Origin of the sequence: Flavobacterium sp. HSC-61S13 (assembly GCF_024171535.1) — a bacterium.
GTDB lineage: Bacteria > Bacteroidota > Bacteroidia > Flavobacteriales > Flavobacteriaceae > Flavobacterium.
This window is the reverse complement of the sequence record NZ_JALJZV010000018.1, coordinates 25,346-48,539: the sequence shown is the minus strand read 5'-3', so window position 1 is coordinate 48,539 and position 23,194 is coordinate 25,346. Positions and strand designations below refer to the sequence as shown.

At 37.4% G+C, this 23,194-nt stretch carries 16 protein-coding genes and 1 tRNA gene; 9 read left to right on the top strand and 8 right to left on the bottom strand.

What is annotated here, in order from left to right; translation table 11 throughout:
- The first annotated feature begins 60 nt into the window (after nt 1-60).
- From L1275_RS14450 to L1275_RS16615, 4 genes are all read left to right on the top strand, one after another.
- Complete coding sequence (locus tag L1275_RS14450) at nt 61-2,070, top strand: ATP-binding protein (protein ID WP_253474883.1); 2,010 nt, start codon at nt 61-63, stop codon at nt 2,068-2,070.
- Nucleotides 2,070-2,684: a response regulator transcription factor gene (locus L1275_RS14445; RefSeq protein ID WP_253474881.1), complete on the top strand. Its 615-nt coding sequence runs from the start codon at nt 2,070-2,072 to the stop codon at nt 2,682-2,684. The genes L1275_RS14450 and L1275_RS14445 overlap by 1 nt, the downstream gene beginning before the upstream one ends.
- 188 nt (nt 2,685-2,872) lie before the next feature.
- Entirely contained in the window at nt 2,873-5,788 is a 2,916-nt protein-coding gene (locus L1275_RS14440) for a pitrilysin family protein (protein ID WP_253474879.1), read from the top strand.
- A gap of 409 nt (nt 5,789-6,197) precedes the next feature.
- Nucleotides 6,198-6,380: a PLDc N-terminal domain-containing protein gene (locus L1275_RS16615; RefSeq protein WP_371923495.1), complete on the top strand. Its 183-nt coding sequence runs from the start codon at nt 6,198-6,200 to the stop codon at nt 6,378-6,380.
- Between the two features lie 255 nt (nt 6,381-6,635).
- Here the strand turns inward: L1275_RS16615 and L1275_RS14435 are convergent, their stop codons facing one another.
- From L1275_RS14435 to L1275_RS14425, 3 genes are all read right to left on the bottom strand, one after another.
- The gene (locus L1275_RS14435; RefSeq protein ID WP_253474877.1) at nt 6,636-7,271 is read right to left on the bottom strand and encodes a DsbA family oxidoreductase; all 636 of its coding nucleotides are present in this window, start codon (nt 7,269-7,271) and stop codon (nt 6,636-6,638) included.
- A 164-nt stretch (nt 7,272-7,435) separates the two neighbouring features.
- Nucleotides 7,436-10,783: a transcription-repair coupling factor gene (gene mfd / locus L1275_RS14430; protein ID WP_253474875.1), complete on the bottom strand. Its 3,348-nt coding sequence runs from the start codon at nt 10,781-10,783 to the stop codon at nt 7,436-7,438.
- Nucleotides 10,784-10,786: 3 nt separating this feature from the next.
- Nucleotides 10,787-11,374 (bottom strand): hypothetical protein, encoded by a 588-nt coding sequence (locus L1275_RS14425; RefSeq protein WP_253474873.1) that lies wholly within the window; start codon nt 11,372-11,374, stop codon nt 10,787-10,789.
- A 294-nt stretch (nt 11,375-11,668) separates the two neighbouring features.
- Between L1275_RS14425 and L1275_RS14420 the strand changes: the two genes are divergently transcribed.
- The 4 genes from L1275_RS14420 to L1275_RS14405 all read left to right on the top strand — a co-directional run bounded on the left by L1275_RS14420 (nt 11,669) and on the right by L1275_RS14405 (nt 14,604).
- A complete protein-coding gene (locus tag L1275_RS14420; RefSeq protein ID WP_253474871.1) occupies nt 11,669-12,622 on the top strand; it encodes an NAD-dependent epimerase/dehydratase family protein in 954 nt (317 codons plus the stop codon).
- Between the two features lie 339 nt (nt 12,623-12,961).
- Nucleotides 12,962-13,600 carry a trimeric intracellular cation channel family protein gene (locus L1275_RS14415; RefSeq protein WP_253474869.1) on the top strand — a complete coding sequence of 213 codons (639 nt, stop codon included), beginning with the start codon at nt 12,962-12,964 and terminating at the stop codon, nt 13,598-13,600.
- Between the two features lie 82 nt (nt 13,601-13,682).
- Nucleotides 13,683-13,756: transfer RNA gene (locus L1275_RS14410), tRNA-Asn, on the top strand.
- Between the two features lie 194 nt (nt 13,757-13,950).
- On the top strand, nt 13,951-14,604 hold the full coding sequence (locus tag L1275_RS14405) for a hypothetical protein (protein WP_253474867.1): 654 nt from the start codon (nt 13,951-13,953) through the stop codon (nt 14,602-14,604).
- A gap of 251 nt (nt 14,605-14,855) precedes the next feature.
- On the opposite strand, the gene L1275_RS14400 is transcribed toward L1275_RS14405, so the two are convergent.
- From L1275_RS14400 to L1275_RS14390, 3 genes are all read right to left on the bottom strand, one after another.
- Nucleotides 14,856-15,137: a F0F1 ATP synthase subunit epsilon gene (locus L1275_RS14400; RefSeq protein WP_253474865.1), complete on the bottom strand. Its 282-nt coding sequence runs from the start codon at nt 15,135-15,137 to the stop codon at nt 14,856-14,858.
- 21 nt (nt 15,138-15,158) lie between these two features.
- Nucleotides 15,159-16,670, bottom strand: a complete 1,512-nt coding sequence (gene atpD, locus L1275_RS14395; RefSeq protein ID WP_253474863.1) for a F0F1 ATP synthase subunit beta — start codon at nt 16,668-16,670, stop codon at nt 15,159-15,161.
- 342 nt (nt 16,671-17,012) lie between these two features.
- A complete protein-coding gene (locus tag L1275_RS14390) occupies nt 17,013-18,530 on the bottom strand; it encodes a catalase (RefSeq protein WP_253474861.1) in 1,518 nt (505 codons plus the stop codon).
- A gap of 134 nt (nt 18,531-18,664) precedes the next feature.
- On the opposite strand from L1275_RS14390, the gene L1275_RS14385 reads away from it, so the two are divergent.
- Complete coding sequence (locus L1275_RS14385) at nt 18,665-19,582, top strand: LysR substrate-binding domain-containing protein (RefSeq protein ID WP_253474859.1); 918 nt, start codon at nt 18,665-18,667, stop codon at nt 19,580-19,582.
- A 67-nt stretch (nt 19,583-19,649) separates the two neighbouring features.
- Here the strand turns inward: L1275_RS14385 and glmS are convergent, their stop codons facing one another.
- Both glmS and L1275_RS14375 read right to left on the bottom strand, forming a co-directional pair.
- On the bottom strand, nt 19,650-21,494 hold the full coding sequence (gene glmS / locus L1275_RS14380) for a glutamine--fructose-6-phosphate transaminase (isomerizing) (protein ID WP_253474857.1): 1,845 nt from the start codon (nt 21,492-21,494) through the stop codon (nt 19,650-19,652).
- Between the two features lie 5 nt (nt 21,495-21,499).
- Nucleotides 21,500-23,176, bottom strand: coding sequence for a DUF4270 domain-containing protein (locus L1275_RS14375; RefSeq protein WP_253474855.1), 1,677 nt, complete (start codon nt 23,174-23,176; stop codon nt 21,500-21,502).
- Nucleotides 23,177-23,194 lie beyond the last annotated feature (18 nt).

The window sequence follows — 23,194 nt, the reverse complement described above, 5'->3', positions numbered from 1 at the left end:
TTTTAACAAAAACATATTTATTGGATAGAATAGGATACTTTTGTTTAAAAATAATAATTGATGTTTGTGAATAATAAAATAAGTATTGGTTTGCTGATGGCTTTGATATCGGTAATATTCTTGGGTAGCTGCCAACAATATAAAGATCAATCGATAATCTATAAAAAGGACCATTCGCAACAGTTTGACAGTATCACCACCTGGTTAGAAGAACCAAATAACTATCATCAAGAAAATTATCAGACAACCTTTTACAAGTATTACAATCAAAAAATTAGAGAGAAGAACTATAAAGATGCTGCTAAAGCTATGGAGTTTGTCAGTTTGAATAATTCGGGCTTCTTTTACTTTGACCAACTGTTTTTGGAAACCTTAACTTCTTTCGCGACGCTCTATAAAGACAAAGTGGCTCCGATCAACAGTACTTTTGTTTACACCTATTTAGGAGACTATTATTACGATAAAGGAGATTTTACTAAAGCCATTGAAAATTATCGACAGATCACCTTACTTGAAGCTACAGACTATCTGAGTTATTATAGAATTGGGGATTCTTACCGAACCATTTCGACTTGTTATTTTTGGATGGGAAATCAAAAACTAGCCTTGGAAAACAACTTTAAGGCCTTAGAGTACATCAGTAAAACAGATAATATATCGGCTTTATTGGGTATACATCTCAATTCGTCTAATATTTATATGGGATCCAATGACGCAGATAATGCGATTCGAAGCATTAATGCGGCTTTGAAATATGCTGTTTTAAACAGAAAAGTCAACCAAACAAATGTTTTTATCTGCCTTTTTAATAAGATTAATATCTACGATCACACCAAGCAATTCGATAAGATGTATCCCCTGATAGATTCCACTTATCGAGCCTTTAAACAAAGTGGTCTTAACGATACTTCTATAAAAGTGTCTTTAGCGTCGTACCACAACGTCAAATTGCTAGATGAAGGTAAATTTGAGGACGCGAAGTTGGTTTTAGATGAAATTAGACCCGAGATCATAGCCTTAGATTCCAAGATTGCTAATTTAGAATACGACGTGATGTTGGCCACCTATGAAATAAAAGTAAATAGGGGAATTAAAGATACCCAGTTTATCGAAAATATGATTCCAGGTTTTTTGGAAAAGCGGAACTTCTCCAAGGCACGCGACTTTTATGCCACCTTGTTAAATGATGCGATTGCGAAGAAAAATTTCGAAAAAGCCTTGGACTACCGGACCGATTTTGAGATGATGAAAGACAGCATCGGTAAAGAGGAAATGGTCAACAAGGTTGTTGAATTGAACGCTCAATATCAGACCGAGAAAAAAGAACAACAAATTGCTTTTCAACAAAAGAGCTTGATCAATAAAAACACGACGATTGCTTTATTGTTTTCGGCATTGATTGTTTTCGTACTTCTGGTTTTGGCGGTGATTTTAAGACAAAAACAAAGGAAGTTAAAAGTAGAAAAGGCACATGCGCAAATGTATACCAAGCAACTTTTGGAGAAAACAGAAGAAGAACGCAAGCGAATTGCCAGTGACCTTCACGATAGTGTGAGTCACGAGCTACTGAGTTTGAAAAATTCTATGGAACAAAAATCCAGTCAAACCGACCAAAAAATAGACAGTATCATTAATGACATCAGAAGTATAAGCAGAAATCTACATCCGATTATGTTTGATAAAGTAGGGCTTAAGGCGACGATCAATCAATTGGTAGAGCGAGCACAAACCACTAATGGATTTATGGTAACGGCTGAGATTGATTACCAAGCTACCTTATCCACGTCTGTGGAACTGCAGATATATCGAATCATTCAAGAAGCGCTATCCAATATCATTAAATATGCGGAGGCCGTTGCAGCTAAAATTTCTATTACTGAGGACAGAAATAGTATTTATATTGAAATTAAAGACAATGGTAAGGGATTTGATGTCAATGAGGTGTTGAACAATAGTAACTCTTTCGGACTACACAACATCATTGAACGAAGCCGGGTGATTGGTGGATCAGCTAAAATATATTCAGATAAGAAAGGAACTATAATCACTGTCGAAATAAAGAAAATCTAATGTATATACTGATCGCTGATGACCACCCGTTTACCTTACAAGGAACTAAGAGTTTTGTTGAATCCTATGGTTATAAGGTTTCGGATACTTGTTCTAATGGTATTGCCGCTTTAAATTTAATTAGATTACATCATCCAGATATCGCAATTTTGGATATTAATATGCCTGGATTAGACGGTTTAGATGTAGCAAAGAAAGTACAGGAAGCCAAATTGAAAACCAAGATCATTTTATTGACGATGCACAAGGAAATGACCGTATATAAAAAAGCAAAAGAATACGGCATATATGGTTATATTTTAAAAGAATATGCGCAGACCGAATTGCAAAAATGTTTGGATGAAGTAAAAATCGGAAATCGGTACTTAAGTGCTTTCTTAGAAGTTGATTTAATTGTTGACAACTCGAGGCTCGACCATGCTCTATTTGCATTAACGCTATCTGAACGTAAGATCATCGAGTTGATTAGCCAACAAAAAACCAGTAAGCAAATTGCAGAATTGCTTTTTTTGTCGGAAAAAACGGTAGAGGGCCATCGTTCCAATATTATTGAAAAGCTAGGATTGCCCAAAGAGAAAAACACCTTGCTAAAATGGGCACTTCAGAATAAATGATGACCAAGTTCGCGTAAAATTGATGTTTCGAACCAAAAAATTCGCAACGCTAAGTATGATCCAAAATTGTACTTAGATCGCTTTCGGCATGTAGCGGTATTCCAATCGATATTTATCAAAAATTACCATGAATATCCTTTTTAATAACTATTTTTGATAATCTTTTTATTAATCTATCAAATCTTTTTATGATAAAGAAATTACTGATAGTGGGATTATTATTTTCTGCATTTACGATACAAGCACAATTTAAAACAATTTCCACTAAAGACTCTAACGGTTATGTTTACGAGTCTGTTGAAAATGATCCGTCGAAAACGCGGATTTATACCTTGAGCAACGGATTAAAAGTTTATTTGGCACAGAATAAAGATGAGCCGCGTATACAAACTTATGTACCGGTTCGTACCGGTTCAAATAACGATCCTGAAGATAACACAGGATTAGCGCATTACCTTGAACACATGTTGTTTAAAGGCACCTCTAAAATGGCATCGAGTAACTGGGAAATGGAGAAAGTGCTTCTAAAACAGATTTCGGATTTGTATGAAGCCCATAAAAAAGAAACGGATCCGACTAAAAAAGTAGCGCTTTACAAACAAATTGACCAAGTTTCTAAGGAAGCCTCAAAATATGCGGTTGCTAATGAATACGATAAATTAGTCGCTTCTATTGGTGCTACCGGTACCAATGCCCATACTTGGTTTGATGAGACGGTCTATAAAAACAACATTCCATCTAACGAATTGGAGAAATGGTTGGTTGTTGAAAATGAGCGTTTTTCCGAATTGGTTTTGCGTTTGTTTCACACGGAATTAGAGGCGGTATACGAGGAGTTTAACCGCGGTCAGGACAATGATTATTGGGCAACTCACGAAGCCATGATGAAATTGTTGTTTCCAAAATCGCACTATGGAACTCAAACGACGATTGGAACTTCAGAACATTTGAAGAACCCATCGATGTTGGCGATTCACGATTATTTCCAAAAATACTATGTACCCAATAATATGGCTGTAGTCTTAGTAGGAGATTTGGAATTTGAGCCAACCATTCAATTGGTAGATCGTTATTTGGGTAAAATGAAAAAAGGGGTACAACCCGAGCAATATGTAGCTAAGGAACCTGCTTTGACAAAAGTGCAAACCAAAGATATATTTAGTCCGTCTTCAGAGCGTATTGAAATTGGCTATAGATTGGGCGGAGCAAACACAAAAGACGCACAATATTTGACTTTAATAGATATGTTGCTGAGCAACAGAACAGCGGGTCTAATCGACTTAAATATCAACCAAAAGCAAAAAGCATTGGGTGCACAAAGTTCGCCAATGATTATGAAGGATTTTTCCGTTCATCAATTGGGAGCTTATCCAAACGAAGGTCAATCTCTTGACGAATTAAAAACCCTGTTGATGGGGGAGTTGGATAAAATCAAGAAAGGACAGTTTGACGATTGGTTATTAGCTGCAGTGGTTAATGATTTAAAGAAACAGGCTATGAAGTCTTTGGAGAGTAATGATGCATTGGCTACTGAAATGTATGGTGCTTTTATACAGGGCAAGCCTTGGAATAAAGTAGTATCGGAAATTGATGAATTATCTAAGATCACCAAAGCTGAAATCGTTGATTTCGCCAATAAAAATTACAAAGATAATTATGTAGTTGTTTATAAAAAACAAGGAGAAAACAAAGAATTGGTTCGCGTAGAGAATCCGGGTATTACACCTATAGATTTAAATCGTGAAAATGAATCGCAATTTTACAAGGATTTCAAGAAAATCAAAGTAAAGGACATCGCGCCGGTATTTGTTGATTTTGACAAAGCGATTCAAAGAGAAACCATCGGTAAAAAAACACCCTTAGCGTTTATCAAGAACAACACGAATCAACTGTCTACGGTAATGTATATTACTGAGGTAGGGTCTAATCACGATAACAAGCTGGCTTTAGCCATCAACTATTTGGATTTCTTAGGTACGAATAAATACTCACCAGAAGACATCAAAAAAGAGTTTTACAAACTCGGAGTGGATTATGGTGTGAGTGCTGGTGAAGATAGAACTTATGTATACGTAAGTGGTTTACAAGAGAATATTCCTGCGGGTATCAAATTGTTTGAGCATTTAATTGCGGATGCTAAAGCAGATCAGCAGGCATATGATAATTATGTCGATCAAATCTTAAAAGAGAGAACAGACGCTAAAGCGAGTAAAAGTGGTATTCAACGCGCATTAAACAGTTATGTGATGTTTGGAGCTAACAGCAAATTTAGAGACATACTAAGTGAATCAACTCTAAAGACGATTAAACCAGAAGAATTAGTGAATATTATCCATGAGTTTTTTAACTTTGATCAACAAATATTCTATTACGGGACTGACTTAACAACTACTAAAAAAGCCTTGGTAGCGGACCATAACTTAGGAAAGGGAAAAACCATTCCGACACCGAAGAAATATGAAGAGCCTGCTACAGACGGAACGGTGTATTTTGCTCCCTATGATATGGTACAGGCGGAAATCTCTTTCCGTGCTAGAGAAGAAAAATTTAATAAGGAAAATCTGGTTTCTTCAGGAGTTTTTAATGAATATTTCGGATCAGGATTGTCTTCTATTGTCTTCCAGGAGATCAGAGAGTCCAAATCTTTAGCGTATTCGGCTTATTCTTATTATGCCGATGCTTCCAAGAAGGATAAATATAATTATGTAGTGGCTTATGTAGGAACTCAGGCAAATAAATTGCCACAAGCTGTTGATGCTATGATGGAATTGATGAATGACATGCCACAGGCAGAAAATCAATTTCAAAATGCTAAGGCATCTGCTTTAAAGAGATTGTCTACTAAGCGTTATAGTAAGTCCGATATTTTCTTTTATTGGTTGACCCTACAAGAGAAAGGATTTAATTACGATATCAATAAAGACTTATATCCGCAAACTCAAAAAATTGAGATGAAGGATTTAGCCAGTTTCTTTAATAAACACGTAAAAGGAAAAAAATTCAACGTGGGATTAATCGGTAAAAAAGACAATTTGGATTGGGAAGCCGTTAAGAAATTCGGTAACATCAAAGAATTGACATTAGAAGAATTGTTTGGATACTAAATTGATCGGAACATAATAATTAAGAAGAGCTGCCCTTTTTTTTGGGTGGCTCTTTTTTTATAGTAAAAGAAATTAATTAAGAATTAGATTAGTGCAGTGCTGACTAAATCATTATGAAAGGCATTCGAGAAATGGTATGGTATTAAGGTGTTTTAAAAACATCAAGGTGTAATAAGTTGTTTATTTAAGCCCTTAATTTGAGGAAAACCAATAATTTAACGTCTGAATTTAAGTATGCTTAAAAGCATAAAAAAGTTTTTTATTTTTAATCAAACCGTGTATTTTTGATCTTTTAACAGCATATTAAATAAAATTGTGATTCATATTTTTATGAAATAGCAATTTACATTATAGTATTGCTGTAAAAGTGAATTATTAAAGTATATAGTTAGAATTAAATTTTAAAGAGATGAATATTTGGTTGTGGCAATTATTTTTAGTGGCTATGTTTTGTTCCGTCGTTTATAGCCTGTACAAGCTTATCAGGGCTGAAGTGCCCATTGGAAAGAAAATTATTTGGTGCTTGATCATTTTATTTCTACCTGTTTTTGGTGGAGTATTCTATTTGTTACTGAATAATAAACTTAAATAGATGTTGTAAATGCCTTTCTTGTGTTTTTATAGGTGAATGATGATCGAACAAAGCTAGTTTTAGGGGCTTTAAAAGGATTCTTTAAAACAGTACAATGCTAGTGATTGAACTGTGAAATTTCGAAGTAAGCTTAAATTTTTATATGATTATAACTTTACCATATAAGTTTGGAAATGTAGAGGAAAAAAACAAAAGACCAAGTATACTGGTCTTTTGTTTTTTAATAGATTGTATTTGTGATTTTAGAAAAAAAACCTAGTTCTCTTTATAAATCTCTCTAAGGGTTTCTAAAAAGTAATCCTTTGATTGGGCTCCTTTAAGCGCGTATTTTTGGTTTACGATAAAGAAGGGTACGGAATTGACTCCGATGCTTCTGGCCATGGCCTCATCCTCTTCTACGGCACGGGTGTAGGCATCTGTAACCAAGATCTCGCGAATCTTGTCTGCTTCCAATCCGGCTTGAGTACCTATTTTAACCAATTCTTCGACATCGTCTATATTAATGGCATTGGAAAAATGCGCTTGAAACAAAGCTTCCTCTACTTCGTTTTGCAAACCTTTTGATTGTGCGTAATAAGACAATTGATGTGCCTTAAAACTGTTGGCGGTAATCGATTGTTCTAAATCCATAACCAAACCTTCTGCTTGAGCCATTTGAGTGACCTGTGCAAACATCTGATCAACCTGTTCCAGCGGCATACCCTTTTGTTGCGCCAAATACTCTTTGGTACTAACGGTTAAATCCGTTTTTATAGTCGGATCGAGTTCAAAAGCTTTCCAGTTAATCGTTACTTCACTACCGTGTTCGAACTCTGCAATAGCTTGCTCTAACCGCGTTTTGCCGATATAACAAAACGGGCAACGTATATCACTCCAAATATCTATAGTCATTTTTTATTTATTTGCTTATCGGCCTATTCGTGTAATTGGCCTAGTACTGATTATAAGTAAAGATAGAAAGAAAATATTAAAATTTCTAGGAATCAAAATGAATTTGACTACTGACCCAGGCGAATTAACGAATGGGCACATTGGCACATCGGTTTCAAAAAAAATTAAATCAATTGAATCAGCTCCAGCGCTTTATTGACGCTTTTTACATTTTCAAAAGTCAATAATAATCGCAAACCGTTTTTGGTTTCTTTTTCCTTCATCTTGCAGATATTTCCATGTTGCTGTACAAACAGTAAAACCTTTCTAAAACGCGGTGATTGGTAATAATCCGACTGTTGATTGCCCAAAAAGTAACCGACCATTTTTCCGTGTTTGAGCACTAATTTTTCGATACCAGCATTGGCGGCAAACCATTTGATGCGCAAACTGTTTAACAACGCCACGGCTTCTTTGGGTAAGGCTCCAAATCGGTCAATCAGTTTTTGTTCGTAGGCCAGTAACTCCGTTTCATCTTTGACATTGCTCAACTCGTTGTATAAGTTCAAACGTTCTGATACGCTATTGACGTAATTATCGGGAAACAGTATTTCGAAATCCGTATCGATTTGGGTTTCCTTGACAAAGGTTTTGGTCTCTATATTATTTTCGTCGGCATATAAATCTTTGAATTCGTTTTCCTTTAATTCATCGATGGCCTCATTCATGATTTTTTGATAGGTTTCAAAACCGATTTCATTGATAAATCCACTTTGTTCCCCACCGAGTATATCACCGGCACCGCGAATTTCCAAATCTTTCATCGCAATATTAAAACCACTGCCCAATTCGCTGAATTGTTCGAGGGCTTGAATTCGCTTGCGCGCTTCCTCGGTCATGGCCGAATAGGGTGGACATATGAAATAACAAAAAGCTTTTTTATTACTTCGGCCCACGCGCCCTCGCATTTGATGTAAGTCGGACAGCCCAAAGTTATTGGCATTATTGATTAAGATTGTATTGGCATTGGGTACATCTAAGCCGCTTTCGATGATGGTAGTAGCTACCAATACATCGAAATCGCCGTCCATAAACGCCAACATCAGTTCTTCGAGTTTTTTTCCTTCCATCTGACCGTGTCCAATCCCCACGCGGGCATTGGGAACCAAACGCTGAATCATTCCAGCGACCTCTTTGATGTTTTCAATGCGGTTGTTGATAAAATATACCTGACCGCCGCGTTCTACTTCATAGGCAATAGCATCGCGAATCACCTCTTCATTAAAACCGACAACATGGGTATCTATCGGATAACGATTCGGTGGAGGGGTGGTTATTACCGATAAATCTCGAGCGGCCATCAACGAAAACTGTAGGGTTCTCGGTATAGGCGTCGCTGTTAAGGTTAAGGTGTCAACATTTTGTGCTATCGTCTTTAACTTGTCTTTTACTGCAACACCAAATTTTTGCTCTTCATCGATGATTAGAAGTCCTAAGTCCTTAAAAATAACATTTTTACTGACCAACTGATGGGTTCCGATTAAGATGTCTAAACGTCCTTCACTTAAATCCTTGAGGGTTTCGCTTTTTTGTTTGGCCGTGCGAAAACGGTTGATATAATTAACGGTCACCGGCATGTCTTTCAGACGTTCGGTAAAGGTTTTGTAATGTTGAAAAGCCAATATAGTAGTAGGCACAAGTATGGCAACCTGTTTTCCGTTATCGACGGCCTTGAAGGCTGCGCGTATGGCTACCTCTGTTTTTCCAAATCCAACATCACCACAAACCAAGCGGTCCATAGGGCGTTCGCTCTCCATGTCGTTTTTAACGTCTTGAGTAGCGGTAATCTGATCTGGCGTATCTTCGTATATAAATGAACTCTCTAATTCTGCCTGCAAATAACTATCGGGCTGATATTGAAATCCTTTTTCCAAACGACGTTTGGCATAGAGTTGAATCAAATTAAACGCAATGTGTTTAACCCGAGCTTTGGTTTTTTGTTTTAAGTTTTTCCAAGCGCTGGAACCCAATTTGTATATTTTGGGGGCCGTACCGTCCTTGCCGTTGTACTTGGATATTTTGTGTAAGGAATGTATGCTGACATAAACGATATCGTTATCGGCATAGACCAATTTAATCGCTTCTTGCATTTTGCCTTCCACATCAATCTTTTGTAAACCTCCAAATTTTCCAATACCGTGATCGATATGTGTTACATAATCACCTACGGATAAAGTAGTCAATTCCTTTAAAGTGATGGTTTGCTTTTTGGAGTAACCATTTTTAATCGAAAACTTGTGATAGCGTTCAAAAATCTGATGATCGGTATAACAAACGATTTGATTCTCTTCATCAATAAAACCTTGGTAAAGAGGAAATACAACCGTCTTGAATTGCTTTACGGCTACTTCGTTATTTTGGTCTTTTAGACTTTCGAAGATCTCGTGAAAGCGCTTTGCCTGCCCCTCGTTGGCGCAGTATAAATAGTTTTTGTAACCGTCGTCGGCACGGTCGTTTAAATCTCGGGCCAACAGCTCAAACTGTTTGTTAAAAGAGGGTTGAGGTAAGATGTGAAAATCGATCACCGCAGGGGTTTCAAAATAAGATTGTTGTGCCAATTCTACATACGTAAACGTTTCTACGCGTTGCAAAAAGGATTTGCTGTCGAGAAATAAATCGCTCGGCACCTGATGTTTGATGTCTTTAGACAAGGTGTCGAAAACCGACAAAGCTTTGTCAAACGACTTGTCTAATTGGCTAACGACCATTGCGGTATTTTGAGAAAAAATAACCGTTTTCTCTGAAATATAATCCAAGAAACTCTCGCGATGTTCTTGCGAAAATTTATTTTCCACATTGGGTATGATCGAAATTTTCTTTTGTTTCTCTATAGATAATTGGGTTTCGACATCAAATGAACGGATGCTGTCTACCTCATTACCAAAAAACTCGATACGGTATGGATGGTCATTGGAAAAAGAAAACACATCGATAATCCCTCCACGCACTGAAAACTCTCCAGGTTCGGCTACAAAATCCACACGTTTAAAATGATATTCAAACAAAACTTCATTGATAAAATCAATCGAGATTTGATCGCCAACAGTTAGTTTTAAAGTGTTTTTATCCAATACTTTTTTGGTCACTACTTTTTCGAATAAGGCGTCGGCATAAGAAACGATAATCGCGGGTTTCTTACGGGAATTGATTCGATTCAAGACTTCTGCGCGCAGTAAAATATTGGCATTATCCGTTTCTTCAATCTGATAGGGACGTCGGTATGATCCGGGATAGAAAAGCACATCCTCCTTATTGATGAGGTTTTCCAAATCATTGAGGTAATAGGCGGCTTCCTCCTTGTCGTGAAAAAGCAATAGAAAAGGATGTTCCGATTTTTTAAAGGCACCTTGTATCAGAAAAGATAAAGATGATCCGATCAGTCCTTTTGCATGAATCTTTTGTCCTCTTTGCGTTAATGCTTCAGCGAGTTGATTGGTTTTACTCGCTTCTCGGTATAAAGTTTTAAGATCCATGCTCTATTGATTTTCGATGAGGGTAGGGTTGGCAAGTCTAAGGGTATCTAATGCTTTCAACATTTCGGCTTCACCGACTTCTTTTGGGATTGACTTTTTCACCACGACTTCTTCCATCTGATTGACTAACGACATTAGCGCGCTATTGATTTGAGGGATCAACCACAAAATCTTTTTTTCCGGAATTTTGTCAAGGGATATATACATTTCCAAATTACTCAAATGGGTATTGAGTACGGTGATTCTACTTTTAATATCGGGACGATTGAGGTTGGCCGGTATCTCATTAAAAAGATTCAGGGATGATTTACTCAACACTTCTGATTTTTTTTGAAAAGCACTGATAGACGATATCGGCTTAATACTGAGGTCGTTTTTAAACGTACTCCAAGCTTTCCAGTCAGCAAGTTCTGCCTGTAAAGCACTCGACTGATAGGGAATTTTAAAATTCCAAGTTTTGGTGAGTATGCTGAATACGGAATCGGTTTGTTTTTGAGCCTTCAGTTGATTTTCCTGTTGCTGGGTATCCACTTTCTTGCATGAAGTGAATAAACTGATCAAGACTATTCCGATAAGCAAAAAATGCCTCATAGTTAATTGTATTTAAGCAACAAATTTACGAATGTTATGTCGAATTTTCAGACAATTAAACCAGAAAGCAATAGAAACGTTTGATATTTCATCTTGCTTTTTGGATTTAAAGTTGAGTAAGGGCATGGATCTATTGGTATAGGGGTGAAAATCGGACCATTTGAAATCCGTATTCAGCTTATAGGGATTCAAATAATAGTTGGACTGGCAAATCGTTAAATGATCAAATCTTCAATTGATAATTCTTCCATATTACCTTGAATTAAGTATATTTGCCAATTAAAATATCGCACAATGAGTACTAAAATTTTAATTATAGGAGCCTGTGGTCAAATCGGTTCAGAATTGACTATAAAACTCCGTGAAATATATGGCAATGACAATGTTGTTGCTTCCGATATTCGTGAGGGAAAACCCGAATTAATGGCTTCTGGTCCTTTTGAAGTGGTCAACGCTATGGAGTTTGATCAGGTAGCAAATGCAGTGGAGAAACATCAAATAGACGAAGTTTATTTAATGGCTGCGATGTTATCGGCTACTGCTGAGAAGAATCCAGCTTTAGCATGGGACTTAAATATGAATTCTCTGTTTCACGTGCTTAATTTGGCGAAAGAAGGAAAAATAAAAAAAATATTTTGGCCATCGAGTATTGCGGTATTTGGACCGACAACTCCAAGGGTAAATACCCCACAATACACGGTTATGGAGCCTTCAACGGTTTACGGTATATCGAAACAAACTGGTGAGCGTTGGTGTGAATACTATCACGCTAAATTTGGTGTAGATGTTAGAAGTATCCGCTATCCAGGGTTGATTTCTTGGACTACGCCTCCGGGTGGAGGAACAACAGACTATGCCGTGGATATCTATTACAAAGCTTTGGAAGATAAAAAATACACTTGTTTTCTGTCTGAGCATACCGCTTTACCTATGATGTATATGGATGACGCCTTAGCTGCTACAGTGGCTATCATGCAAGCGCCTGCTGAAGATGTAAAAATACGTTCGTCATATAACTTAGGAGGGATTTCTTTTACGCCGGCAGAAATTGCAGCTGAGATTAAAACACATATTCCTGAATTTACAATTGATTACGCTCCGGATTTCCGACAAGCTATTGCCGATAGCTGGCCAGCAAGTATAGATGATACGGCTGCTCAAAAAGATTGGAACTGGAAACACCAGTATGATCTTAAGAGCATGACTCAAGTGATGCTGGATAATTTAGCAATTAGCTTAGGGAAGTAAGTCGTATTATAACGATTCTAGACAACATAAGATAAAAATGAAGCAAGGCCATCTCAAAAGAGATGGCCTTGCTTCATTTAGTGCTTACTCTGTCTATGCCGACTAGTTACCGATTACTGTTTACTGCTTGCTATGTATATTAAAAAGTTTGTTCTTTAAAGGTGGTATGCTATTATCGAGATATTTTAAATAATAAAAGTCTTAGTACTTGTATATTGTGTGGAGGAATGATATTTTCGTTTGAGTTTTAAGTAGTGATGCAAGATGGGTGCCTTTGGGTGTTTGTCTTTTTTTGTGATTGGATATAAATAGCGGGATTATTCGTTTTAATTAGTGGTTATGGAGCAGTTGGTTGATTTTTGGAAACAGGTTTCTTTTGTTGATGTTATCGAATTCTTGGGCACGTTTGCTTTTGCTATTAGCGGTATTCGTTTGGCATCTGCAAAAAAACTGGATTGGTTTGGTGCCTTTGTCGTGGGTTTTGTAACAGCTACTGGTGGAGGAACCTTGCGAGATCTTTTATTAGGTGTTGTGCCATTTTGGATGACATCAGGTGTATATGCTTGGTGTACAGTGCTCTCTCTGCTTTTTGTTATTGTTTTCCGTAAAAAATTAGTGCATTTGAATGGACCATTCTTATGGTTTGATAGTATCGGTTTGGGCTTGTTTGTCGTTGTCGGTGTGGAAAAGGCTTTGACTTTGGATTATTCCATAGGGGTAGTGGTAACCATGGGGACGATCACGGGAGTTGTTGGCGGAATGATTCGCGATATTTTGATCAATGAGATACCGGCTGTTTTTACGCAGGAATTATATGCGGTAGCCTGTATTTTGGGGGCTCTTCTTTATTATAGCTTCGATTTTATGGGGGTTTCTGCTCCAGTGACACAAATTTCTACTGCAATTTTTGTTTTTGTAATTCGCATAGCCGCAGCGCGTTACAAATGGAAGTTGCCAGTATTAAAAGGAGAGCAATAAAAAAGCAAAAAATTTCATTTGTTTTGTTTGGAAAGCCCTAAATAATTTCTATATTTGCAACCGCAATAAGGGTAATATACCTTCCTCCTTAGCTCAGTTGGTTAGAGCATCTGACTGTTAATCAGAGGGTCCTTGGTTCGAGCCCAAGAGGGGGAGCATTTAAAAAGTCTTTTAAACATTTTGTTTAAGAGACTTTTTTGTTTTTAGTGGTTTCGGATTTCTATTTTGTACCTTCTACCTTCTGTTTTCTACCTTCTGTTTTTTAGATCCTTAAATGCTCTTTTTACGTTTGGAAACCTATATTGTTGTTCGCTAAGAAAGCTATCTTTGGCAGATTAGAAGGTGGAGTTATGAGAAAAATAGGATTGTTTTTGCTGTTTATCGGTTTTGTTGTGGGTTCTTGTTCTAGTGATGATTCTTCGGAAGTAGGGAAGAATGATGTTAAGTTGAAATACGAAGACTTTGTCGATAAAAAAATGAATCAGCTGCTTACTGAAGATTTTGGGATGGATATTTATCCTGGTAATGCGCCTCCTATAATTGAGGGTTCATTCGTAGGGAGTCCGTTCTTTTGTAAAAAATCCAATTTTCCTGATTTTTCTGAAGGTATAGATTTTGGTAGTACAGATATTACTTTTTTTAATCAGAACAATTTAGTACAGCGTATTGATTTTAAAAGTCTATTGATTTACAATCCTGGTTTTACTGGCAAGTTAGAGCGTTGGGATGGTAAGGGGTGTTTTATCTCTGGTAGTAACAATAAATTTTCTGTAGTTTTTCATACTGAAGGATCTTTAGAGGAGGGAAATGGTATTTTGGCACTATATAAAAACTTGGTGGCGGTATCTGGAGAGTTGGTTGTTGATGAGCGGGGAAAGATTGAGGGGATTGCAAAGTTTCAGATGGCTTCAGTGATGTTGGATGACTTTGGAGACCCGCATGGTATATTGGTTGCTGTTGGTATGGGCCGATTATGGGCCGATGATTTTGCTGAGCATAAATAAGAAGTTTGTCGGTTCTTAAAGTGCATTGTGTCAAGAATGTTTTAGGCAGTCTTTTTTGTTTAATAGTATTGAAGATCTTTATCTTCCTAGACGTTAGGGGGTATTTAAGGGGGTTTTAAAGCATTTGCTTTGTTTGAGTGGCCTTGGTGTTGGGTGAATGTTTTTTGAGGCTTATAGTACCTCCTAATAAATAAAAAAGCTGTTTGAAAATTATTTCAAACAGCTTTTTATAATAAGGGTTGATCGTTTTTTTAGTTAACTAAAATATTGATCGTATTGTCATTCATTTCTAACGTTCCAGAAGTAATCGACAACCAATAAGTGGTGTCGTTAATTTTCTGAAATTTAGAAGCAAATTCTTTAGCTATTTTAATGTCGCTTCCTACGATCTTAATAGAGCCTTTCGCTAGAGCAGATACTATAGGAGCGTGATTGTTTAGCATTTGAAACTCTCCATTTAATCCAGGTACAGCTACTGAAGTAACTTCTCCTTTGAATAATGTGGCCTCTGGTGATACAATTTCTAGTTTCATGGGAATAGCGTTTAAATTAGATTATACTTCAGCAAGCATTTTTTCTCCAGCTTCGATTGCTTCTTCAATCGTACCTTTTAAGTTGAATGCAGCTTCCGGTAAATGATCTAATTCTCCGTCCATGATCATGTTGAATCCTTTGATCGTTTCTTTAATGTCTACAAGAACACCTTTCAAACCTGTAAATTGTTCCGCAACGTGGAACGGTTGAGATAAGAAACGTTGTACACGACGAGCTCTAGATACAGAAAGTTTATCTTCTTCAGAAAGCTCTTCCATACCAAGGATCGCGATGATATCTTGTAATTCTTTATATTTTTGTAGAATTTCTTTTACTCTTTGAGCACAAGCATAATGATCTTTTCCTAAAATTTCAGGAGTCAAAATTCTTGATGTAGAATCCAATGGATCTACTGCAGGGTAAATACCTAATTCGGCAATTTTACGTGATAATACTGTTGTAGCATCTAAGTGAGCAAACGTTGTTGCTGGTGCCGGGTCAGTTAAATCATCCGCAGGAACGTAAACCGCCTGAACTGAAGTAATAGATCCTTTTTTTGTTGAAGTAATACGCTCTTGCATAGCTCCCATCTCTGTAGCTAAGGTAGGTTGGTAACCTACTGCAGAAGGCATACGTCCAAGTAGTGCAGAAACTTCAGATCCCGCTTGTGTAAAACGGAAGATGTTGTCCACGAAGAAAAGTACGTCTTTTCCTTGGTCTTCTCCAGCTCCATCACGGAAGTATTCAGCGATAGAAAGTCCTGATAAAGCAACACGTGCACGTGCTCCTGGTGGCTCATTCATCTGTCCGAATACGAAAGTAGCTTTAGACTCTCTCATACCTGGTTTGTCAACTTTGGATAAATCCCAGCCTCCATTTTCCATAGAGTGCATGAAATCATCTCCGTATTTAATAATTCCAGATTCTAACATCTCGCGAAGTAAATCATTTCCTTCACGTGTACGTTCTCCAACACCTGCAAAAACCGAAAGTCCTCCGTGTCCTTTTGCGATGTTGTTGATCAATTCCTGAATTAATACGGTTTTTCCAACTCCAGCTCCTCCGAAAAGTCCAATTTTACCCCCTTTTGCATAAGGCTCAATTAAATCGATTACTTTAATTCCTGTGAACAATACTTCTGATGAAGTAGATAATTCTTCGAATTTAGGTGCGTTACGGTGAATTGGTAGACCATCTACTCCGGCTTTAGGTAAGTTACCAAGTCCGTCAATAGCATCTCCAATAACGTTAAACAAACGTCCAAACACGTCTTTTCCGATAGGCATTTGGATTGGAGCTCCAGTAGCGATAACTTCATAACCTCTACTCAAACCATCGGTTGAGTCCATTGAAATGGTTCGTACGGTATCTTCTCCGATGTGAGATTGTACTTCTAGTACAAGTATGGTACCATCTTCTCTTTTGATTTCTAATGAATCATAAATTCTTGGAAGTTCGGCGTTTTGTGTGTTGAACACTACGTCAACTACTGGTCCGATAACTTGTGCAACTTTTCCTGTGACTTTAGACATTGCTTATGTATTTATTTAACAGCTATTTACCTTTAATGAAAAAACACTCTTTTTCAGATTGCAAAGATAGTTTTTTTATCCGAAAATTAAAAAAGTTTGAAAATTAAATTTTCATCCCACTTTTAGATATGTGATCGTATTAACCTTCTCTGCTTTATAATTTTATATTTTTTGGAGTTTTCTATCGAACTAATAGTATTTGACGCGGATTATACCGTGATTTTTAAATGGAAAAACCCCTCTTTTGTTTTTGTTAAAAGAGAGGTCGTTGACCACTAAAACAACTGATAAGGATGATCTGAGCGTGCAGACGTCTTTAACTGTTGTGTGTTGCTGAAATTTTTAAGGTTGTGGCATGAATTTCTTAAGTTGCTCCATGTCGATTCCCAGTCCTCTGGCTACGCCCATGCCCAATGGTACGCTGGCTCTAAACCAATGACAAAGTTGTCTCATGATAATTTCATCTCTCTTAGGACCTTCTACACCGCTCATAGCTCCAACAATATTGTTAATAGTATGTGCTTTGGCTTCATCGTCCATTACTCGGTCGAATAATTCCCCGGGTTGCGTATAGTGATCGTCGTCGTTTTCATTTCTGTCGAAATAAGCGACTGTTGCGGAATCCAATTCATACGGTTGACCTTTTGCGGCGGAATCTTCGTAATTTCCATCAAAACTGTTCGGGAAATAATTTGGAGCGCTTCCGTTGTTTCCATCAAATCGCATAGCACCATCTCGATGATAGTTGTTGGTCATAAATGGACAGGCATTTACTGGTAGACTTTGATAGTTGGCGCCAATTCTATATCGTTGCGCATCTGGGTACGACAAGATACGTCCTTGTAACATTTTATCTGGTGAAAAGCCAATTCCGTCAACAAGATTGGTTGGGGCAAATGCAGCCTGTTCGACCTCGGCAAAATAGTTGTTGGGGATTTTGTTGAGTTCGATATAGCCGACTTCGATTAACGGATATTCCTTTTGCGACCAAACTTTAGTTAGGTCAAATGGATTCCATCTGAAGTTTTTGGCTTGTTCCAAAGACATGACTTGAATCGAAAAAGTATATCTCGGAAATTCGCCTCTCGAAATGGTGTCTACGAGTGATTTTTGTGCAAAATCGGGGTCTATTCCTCGCATTTCTTGTGCTTCTGCTCCTGATAAAGTTCTGTTTCCCTGTTGGGTTTTGTAATGAAATTTCACATAATTCCATTCATTGTTGGCGTTGACCATCGAAAAAGTGTGGCTTCCATATCCGTTCATGTGTTGATATCCATCTGGAGTTCCGCGATCAGACATCAAGATCAAGACTTGGTGCAAACTCTCAGGATTGAGCGACCAAAAATCCCAAACCATCGTAGGGCTTTTTAAATTGGTATGCGGATCGCGTTTCTGGGTGTGTATAAAATCGGGAAATTTTTTGGCGTCTTTGATAAAAAATACCGGAGTGTTGTTTCCAACCAAATCCCAGTTTCCGTCTTCGGTATAAAATTTAAGAGCGAATCCCCTTGGGTCTCTCTCGCTATCAGCCGAGCCCTTTTCACCTCCAACAGTAGAAAAACGTACAAACATATCGGTTTGCTTTCCAATTTCTGAAAAGAGTTTTGCACGGGTGTACTGGGTGATATCATGAGTGACTACAAATTTACCATAGGCACCGGTACCTTTGGCATGTACGATACGTTCTGGAATTCGTTCTCTATTGAACTGTGCCAGCTTTTCATGAAGAAAATAATCCTGTAGTAATACCGGACCACGAGCTCCGACTGTTTGCGAATCTTCATAATGTCCTACCGCAGCTCCCGCATTGGTGGTAATCTTGCTGTTCGTGTGTGTGTCTTTGTTAGATTTGTTTTCCATAATATAATCGTTTTAAGTATTGTACTTTTCTATAGTGTAAAGATATGGGGGTTTGTTTATTGATAAAAACGAATGTTTAGATAGTTGTATTGATGTGATAGATAGTTGTTATATTTGTATAAATTTTGGGTACCATGAATTTACAACAATTAGAGTATGTTTTAGCAGTTTACGAAGAAACTAATTTCAGCTTTGCCGCGGATAAGTGTTTTGTGTCGCAATCTACTTTGAGTACGATGATTATCAAGTTAGAGGAGGAGTTGGGTATCAAGATATTTGACAGAAGGAGTAAGCCGGTTGGTGTGACTGAGGAGGGGGCGGTGCTGATCGATAAGATAAAGATGATTTTGGCGAGTGTCTACGATTTACAGGAGGTGGCAAAGGAGATGAAAGGAGATTTGTCTGGAGAAATTCGCATTGGAGTGATTCCGACGGTGGCTCCGTATTTGATGCCGTTATTTTTAAGTCGGTTTGTACAGCAGTTTCCGAAGATCCATCTTATTGTGCAGGAGTTAATAACAGACAGCGTTTTAGAGCGAATAGAAAATCGAACTTTAGATTTCGGAATTGCTTCGACACCTATTCCTTCGAAATTTGGGAATGTGGTCAGTATACCGCTTTATCAGGAACCGTTTTTGTTGTTTGATTATACGGAACAGTTAGGTGCGATGCCCATTGATGTTCATGATATCAATACGGAAAAACTATGGTTGCTGGCAGAGGGGCACTGTTTGCGGGAGCAGATTCAGGGCTTGTGTCAACAGAATCAAGAACAGAAGAGTTGGGGTAATTTAGATTATCAAGCTGGGGGATTGGATACTTTGATAAGATTGGTTAAGAAGACTGGCGGTTTAACGCTTTTGCCGTTTTTAGCAACTTTGGATTTTGGTGAGGATGATCGTTCCAGACTTCATCAATTTAAAAACCCCAATCCAAGCAGGGAAATTTGTTTGTTAGTACATAAGAATTTTGTAAAAAAGGGAATATTAGATGTATTTAAAAGTGGGATTTTAGAAGTGGTGAATCCGCTTCTAAAAGAAGCTAAAATTTAATAACCTTATAAAAAAAGCCGGATTTGTTTTATCAAATCCGGCTTTTAATATTTATATCAGTATGTTGTTATTCTACAGTTACCGATTTAGCTAAATTTCTCGGTTGATCAACGTTGCAATTTCTCAACACAGCAATGTGGTAAGAAAGCAGTTGTAAAGGAATAGTGGTGATAATTGGTGAAAGTGCTTCAGAGATATAAGGAACCTCTATAACATGATCGGCCAAAGAACGTACTTGTTCGTCACCTTTGGTAACTACTGCAATGATTTTACCGTTTCTCGCTTTGATTTCTTGAATGTTGCTGACGATTTTATCGTAGTGATTTTGTTGTTGAGCAACAACAATCACCGGCATGTGTTCGTCGATTAAAGCGATCGGGCCGTGTTTCATTTCAGCAGCAGGATACCCTTCTGCGTGTATATAGGATATTTCTTTTAATTTCAAGGCACCTTCAAGAGCTACGGGATAATTGTATCCACGTCCCAGATACAAACAGTTGGTCGCATCTTGATATACTTTAGCAATTTTAAGAATTTCCTCATTCATTTTTAGGGCTTCTTCAACTCTTTCCGGAACCATCTCCATTTCCAACAGATAACGTTGGTAATCGGAATTGTTCATAGTTCCTTTTGCTTTAGCTAAGCGTAATGCGATTAGCGTTAAAACGGTAATCTGAGTGGTGAAAGCTTTAGTTGATGCTACTCCAATTTCTGGACCAGCATGGGTATAGGCTCCAGCATGTGTTTCTCTTGAAATAGAAGATCCAACTACGTTGCATACGCCAAAAACGAAAGCACCACGTTGTTTGGCCAATTTGATCGCTGCTAAGGTATCTGCCGTTTCTCCTGATTGAGAAATAGCAATAACGATATCATTAGGGTAGATAATAGGATTTCTGTATCTAAATTCAGAAGCGTATTCAACTTCTACAGGGATTCTTGCAAATTCTTCGAAGATGTACTCGGCTACTAATCCCGCGTGCCATGATGTTCCACAAGCGATGATGATGATTCGGTCTGCATTGAGAAATTTCTCCAAGTTATCTTCTACACCAGCCATTTTAATTAAACCGCGATCAGAGAGTAATCGACCTCTGTAGGTATCCTTGATTACATTGGGTTGCTCGTGAATTTCCTTAAGCATAAAGTGGTCGTAACCGTCTTTCTCAATTTGTTCCAAATTAAGTTGTAGTTCTTGCACATAAGGAGTTACCAAAGAATCGTCTTTGATTTTTCTTAACTTTAAGGGTTTGTGTAATCGGATGATAGCCATTTCTTCATCTTCTAAATAGATGGCGTTATTGGTGTACTCAATAAAAGGAGAGGCATCTGAAGTAACGAAATACTCATTTTCTCCGATTCCAATCGCCAAAGGGCTTCCTAATCTTGCCGCGACGATTTCATTGGGTTTTTTGATGTCAAAGACAGCGATAGCGTAAGCTCCCACAACCTGGTTAAGCGCGATTTGAACGGCTTTACCCAGTTTGAGGTTATTGGTTTTTTGTATATCCTCAATGAGGTTAATTAATACTTCTGTATCGGTTTCCGATTTGAAGGTATAGCCTCTATTGATTAATTCCTTTTTTAAAGAATCGTAATTCTCTATAATTCCGTTGTGAATAATTACTAATTCACCAGAATTGGAGTAGTGAGGGTGAGAGTTAATGTCATTGGGTATGCCGTGGGTAGCCCAACGGGTATGTCCAATTCCTACTTTCCCAACTTTAACAGCGTCAGTAGCAATAGCTTCTAGGTCAGAAACTTTTCCTTTGGTTTTACAAAGATTGATTTTCTCACCGTCAAATACGGCTAATCCAGCACTATCATAACCTCTGTACTCTAAACGTGTCAAACCCTTAATAATTACCGGGTAAGCATCACGATGTCCTATATATCCAACAATTCCACACATGGTTTTTAATTTTTAGGATTTGTGTAAAAAATTTCAAGTTTCATTCTCTTCCCTTCGTCAGAACTGTTGTTTCCGTATAAAACGGTACCAAGAGGGCTCATTATCGATGAAGTTGGTATGGTTTTTATTGCTTTTGGAGAATTGTTTATGGCTGTTTTTAATCGTTTGATTGACACATTGTTGATGTCATAACTTACGGCTAATCCCAGCTTTACATTGGTTGAGTCTTTGTTGATCAAGTTGTTGATGTGGTCAGCAACCTTTATTCGATATCTAATCCCTTTTTTATCACCAGTGGTTTCGCGCTCTAGTACACCGCCATAAATCGCTTTAGCATATAAAGCATTTTGAGGAGTATTATCGGTAGCGTAATCCTTGATAATTATGTTGTTGTCTAAATCATACAAATAGATTCGTGTAGGTTCAATTTGTTGACCGTCAGCTAATGTAGCTTTATCTACATAGAAAGAAAGTCGAGCATCGTTAATCATCCATTTGTTTTTTCTCAAATACTCTAACTCTTCAGAAACACCTTGGCTGTTTTTCTTGAACAACTCAATTATTGCAAAAGAACCGCTACCGCCTTTTAAATACAGTTTTTCGTCTCCTTGTACTTTATTTGGATTTTGTATGTTTTGTAGATACTTCGCACTATAATCATTGGTAAAGTAATTAGCTGTTATTAGTGAGCTTTCATTTGGTACTGCGGCTGTGAGATCACTGCTGATGGCAAATCTTAACTCTCTTCTTACGCGTTCATCACCCTCTTTTTCACCATCCTGATGGTAAATAACTACCAGTTTTGCATCAGTACTTCCAAAATTCATCACTCCAATAGCTCCTCGGTTACCTGTTTTAGTAGCTTTGAAGTAGAGTCCTCTAAAGAAATTTTTGAACAAGTTATTGTTGGTTAAGTTTTCTTGGTTTTCCGGCGAAAACAAAAGTTTTTCGAAATGAGCTTTGTTTAAATCGGCATACAATCCCGGTTTAAGAGTCTCTTTGACTAAAGGTTTACCTGTGGTTTCGTCGGTTTGAATCGAGCCGTCTTTCTTGTATTTAAAATGCTTGATTACCGTGTTTTTAAAGATAAAGTTGGAGTTTTGAGCAATGTTTGGAGAATCGTTTAAAGGTACTCCTTTTACGAAGCTCTCTATTTTAGATTTTTCGTTAGAATAGATCCTGTTTGGATTATTAGGGTCTGGACTAAAGTTACTTAAAAAGTAACCGTTCTCATAAACTTGTAAATTAAAAGTTCCCTTTCCGTAAGTGGAAGGTAATTCGTATTGAAGCTCTTCATTAATTGTTTCAGAAGTACCTGTTAAATAAGGAATATAAACATATACCGAATCTATCTTAGGGTTTTTACCTAGTGTTAAAAGCGGATTTGATGTTGGTAAAGATATTTGTGTAACAAAACTAGCTTCTGTGTCTCCAAAAACCGGATCAACAAATGCCCCTAAAGCATTGTAAGGTAAATAACCGGTTTCTACGGGTCCTGGTTGGTTTCCTTCTCCAGTTACTTGATTGTATGCGATGATATCAGTGGCGGTATATTTATCCATATTGAAATTCTCATCCCCAATAACTCCCGATCCAATAGTGTTGAAATCTTTATCACAAGATTGGATAGTTAGGATCCCAATAGACAGTAATAAACCTTTTAATAATGCTTTTCTATTCATGTGTTTTTTTCCAAATTA

Bases quoted from the DNA above. Each gene is read 5' to 3' on its own strand.
- L1275_RS14450 (WP_253474883.1), top strand. From the start codon at position 61: ATGTTTGTGAATAATAAAATAAGTATTGGTTTGCTGATGGCTTTGATA.
- L1275_RS14445 (WP_253474881.1), top strand. From the start codon at position 2,070: ATGTATATACTGATCGCTGATGACCACCCGTTTACCTTACAAGGAACT.
- L1275_RS14440 (WP_253474879.1), top strand. From the start codon at position 2,873: ATGATAAAGAAATTACTGATAGTGGGATTATTATTTTCTGCATTTACG.
- L1275_RS16615 (WP_371923495.1), top strand. From the start codon at position 6,198: ATGAATATTTGGTTGTGGCAATTATTTTTAGTGGCTATGTTTTGTTCC.
- L1275_RS14435 (WP_253474877.1), bottom strand. From the start codon at position 7,271: ATGACTATAGATATTTGGAGTGATATACGTTGCCCGTTTTGTTATATC.
- mfd (WP_253474875.1), bottom strand. From the start codon at position 10,783: ATGGATCTTAAAACTTTATACCGAGAAGCGAGTAAAACCAATCAACTC.
- L1275_RS14425 (WP_253474873.1), bottom strand. From the start codon at position 11,374: ATGAGGCATTTTTTGCTTATCGGAATAGTCTTGATCAGTTTATTCACT.
- L1275_RS14420 (WP_253474871.1), top strand. From the start codon at position 11,669: ATGAGTACTAAAATTTTAATTATAGGAGCCTGTGGTCAAATCGGTTCA.
- L1275_RS14415 (WP_253474869.1), top strand. From the start codon at position 12,962: ATGGAGCAGTTGGTTGATTTTTGGAAACAGGTTTCTTTTGTTGATGTT.
- L1275_RS14405 (WP_253474867.1), top strand. From the start codon at position 13,951: ATGAGAAAAATAGGATTGTTTTTGCTGTTTATCGGTTTTGTTGTGGGT.
- L1275_RS14400 (WP_253474865.1), bottom strand. From the start codon at position 15,137: ATGAAACTAGAAATTGTATCACCAGAGGCCACATTATTCAAAGGAGAA.
- atpD (WP_253474863.1), bottom strand. From the start codon at position 16,670: ATGTCTAAAGTCACAGGAAAAGTTGCACAAGTTATCGGACCAGTAGTT.
- L1275_RS14390 (WP_253474861.1), bottom strand. From the start codon at position 18,530: ATGGAAAACAAATCTAACAAAGACACACACACGAACAGCAAGATTACC.
- L1275_RS14385 (WP_253474859.1), top strand. From the start codon at position 18,665: ATGAATTTACAACAATTAGAGTATGTTTTAGCAGTTTACGAAGAAACT.
- glmS (WP_253474857.1), bottom strand. From the start codon at position 21,494: ATGTGTGGAATTGTTGGATATATAGGACATCGTGATGCTTACCCGGTA.
- L1275_RS14375 (WP_253474855.1), bottom strand. From the start codon at position 23,176: ATGAATAGAAAAGCATTATTAAAAGGTTTATTACTGTCTATTGGGATC.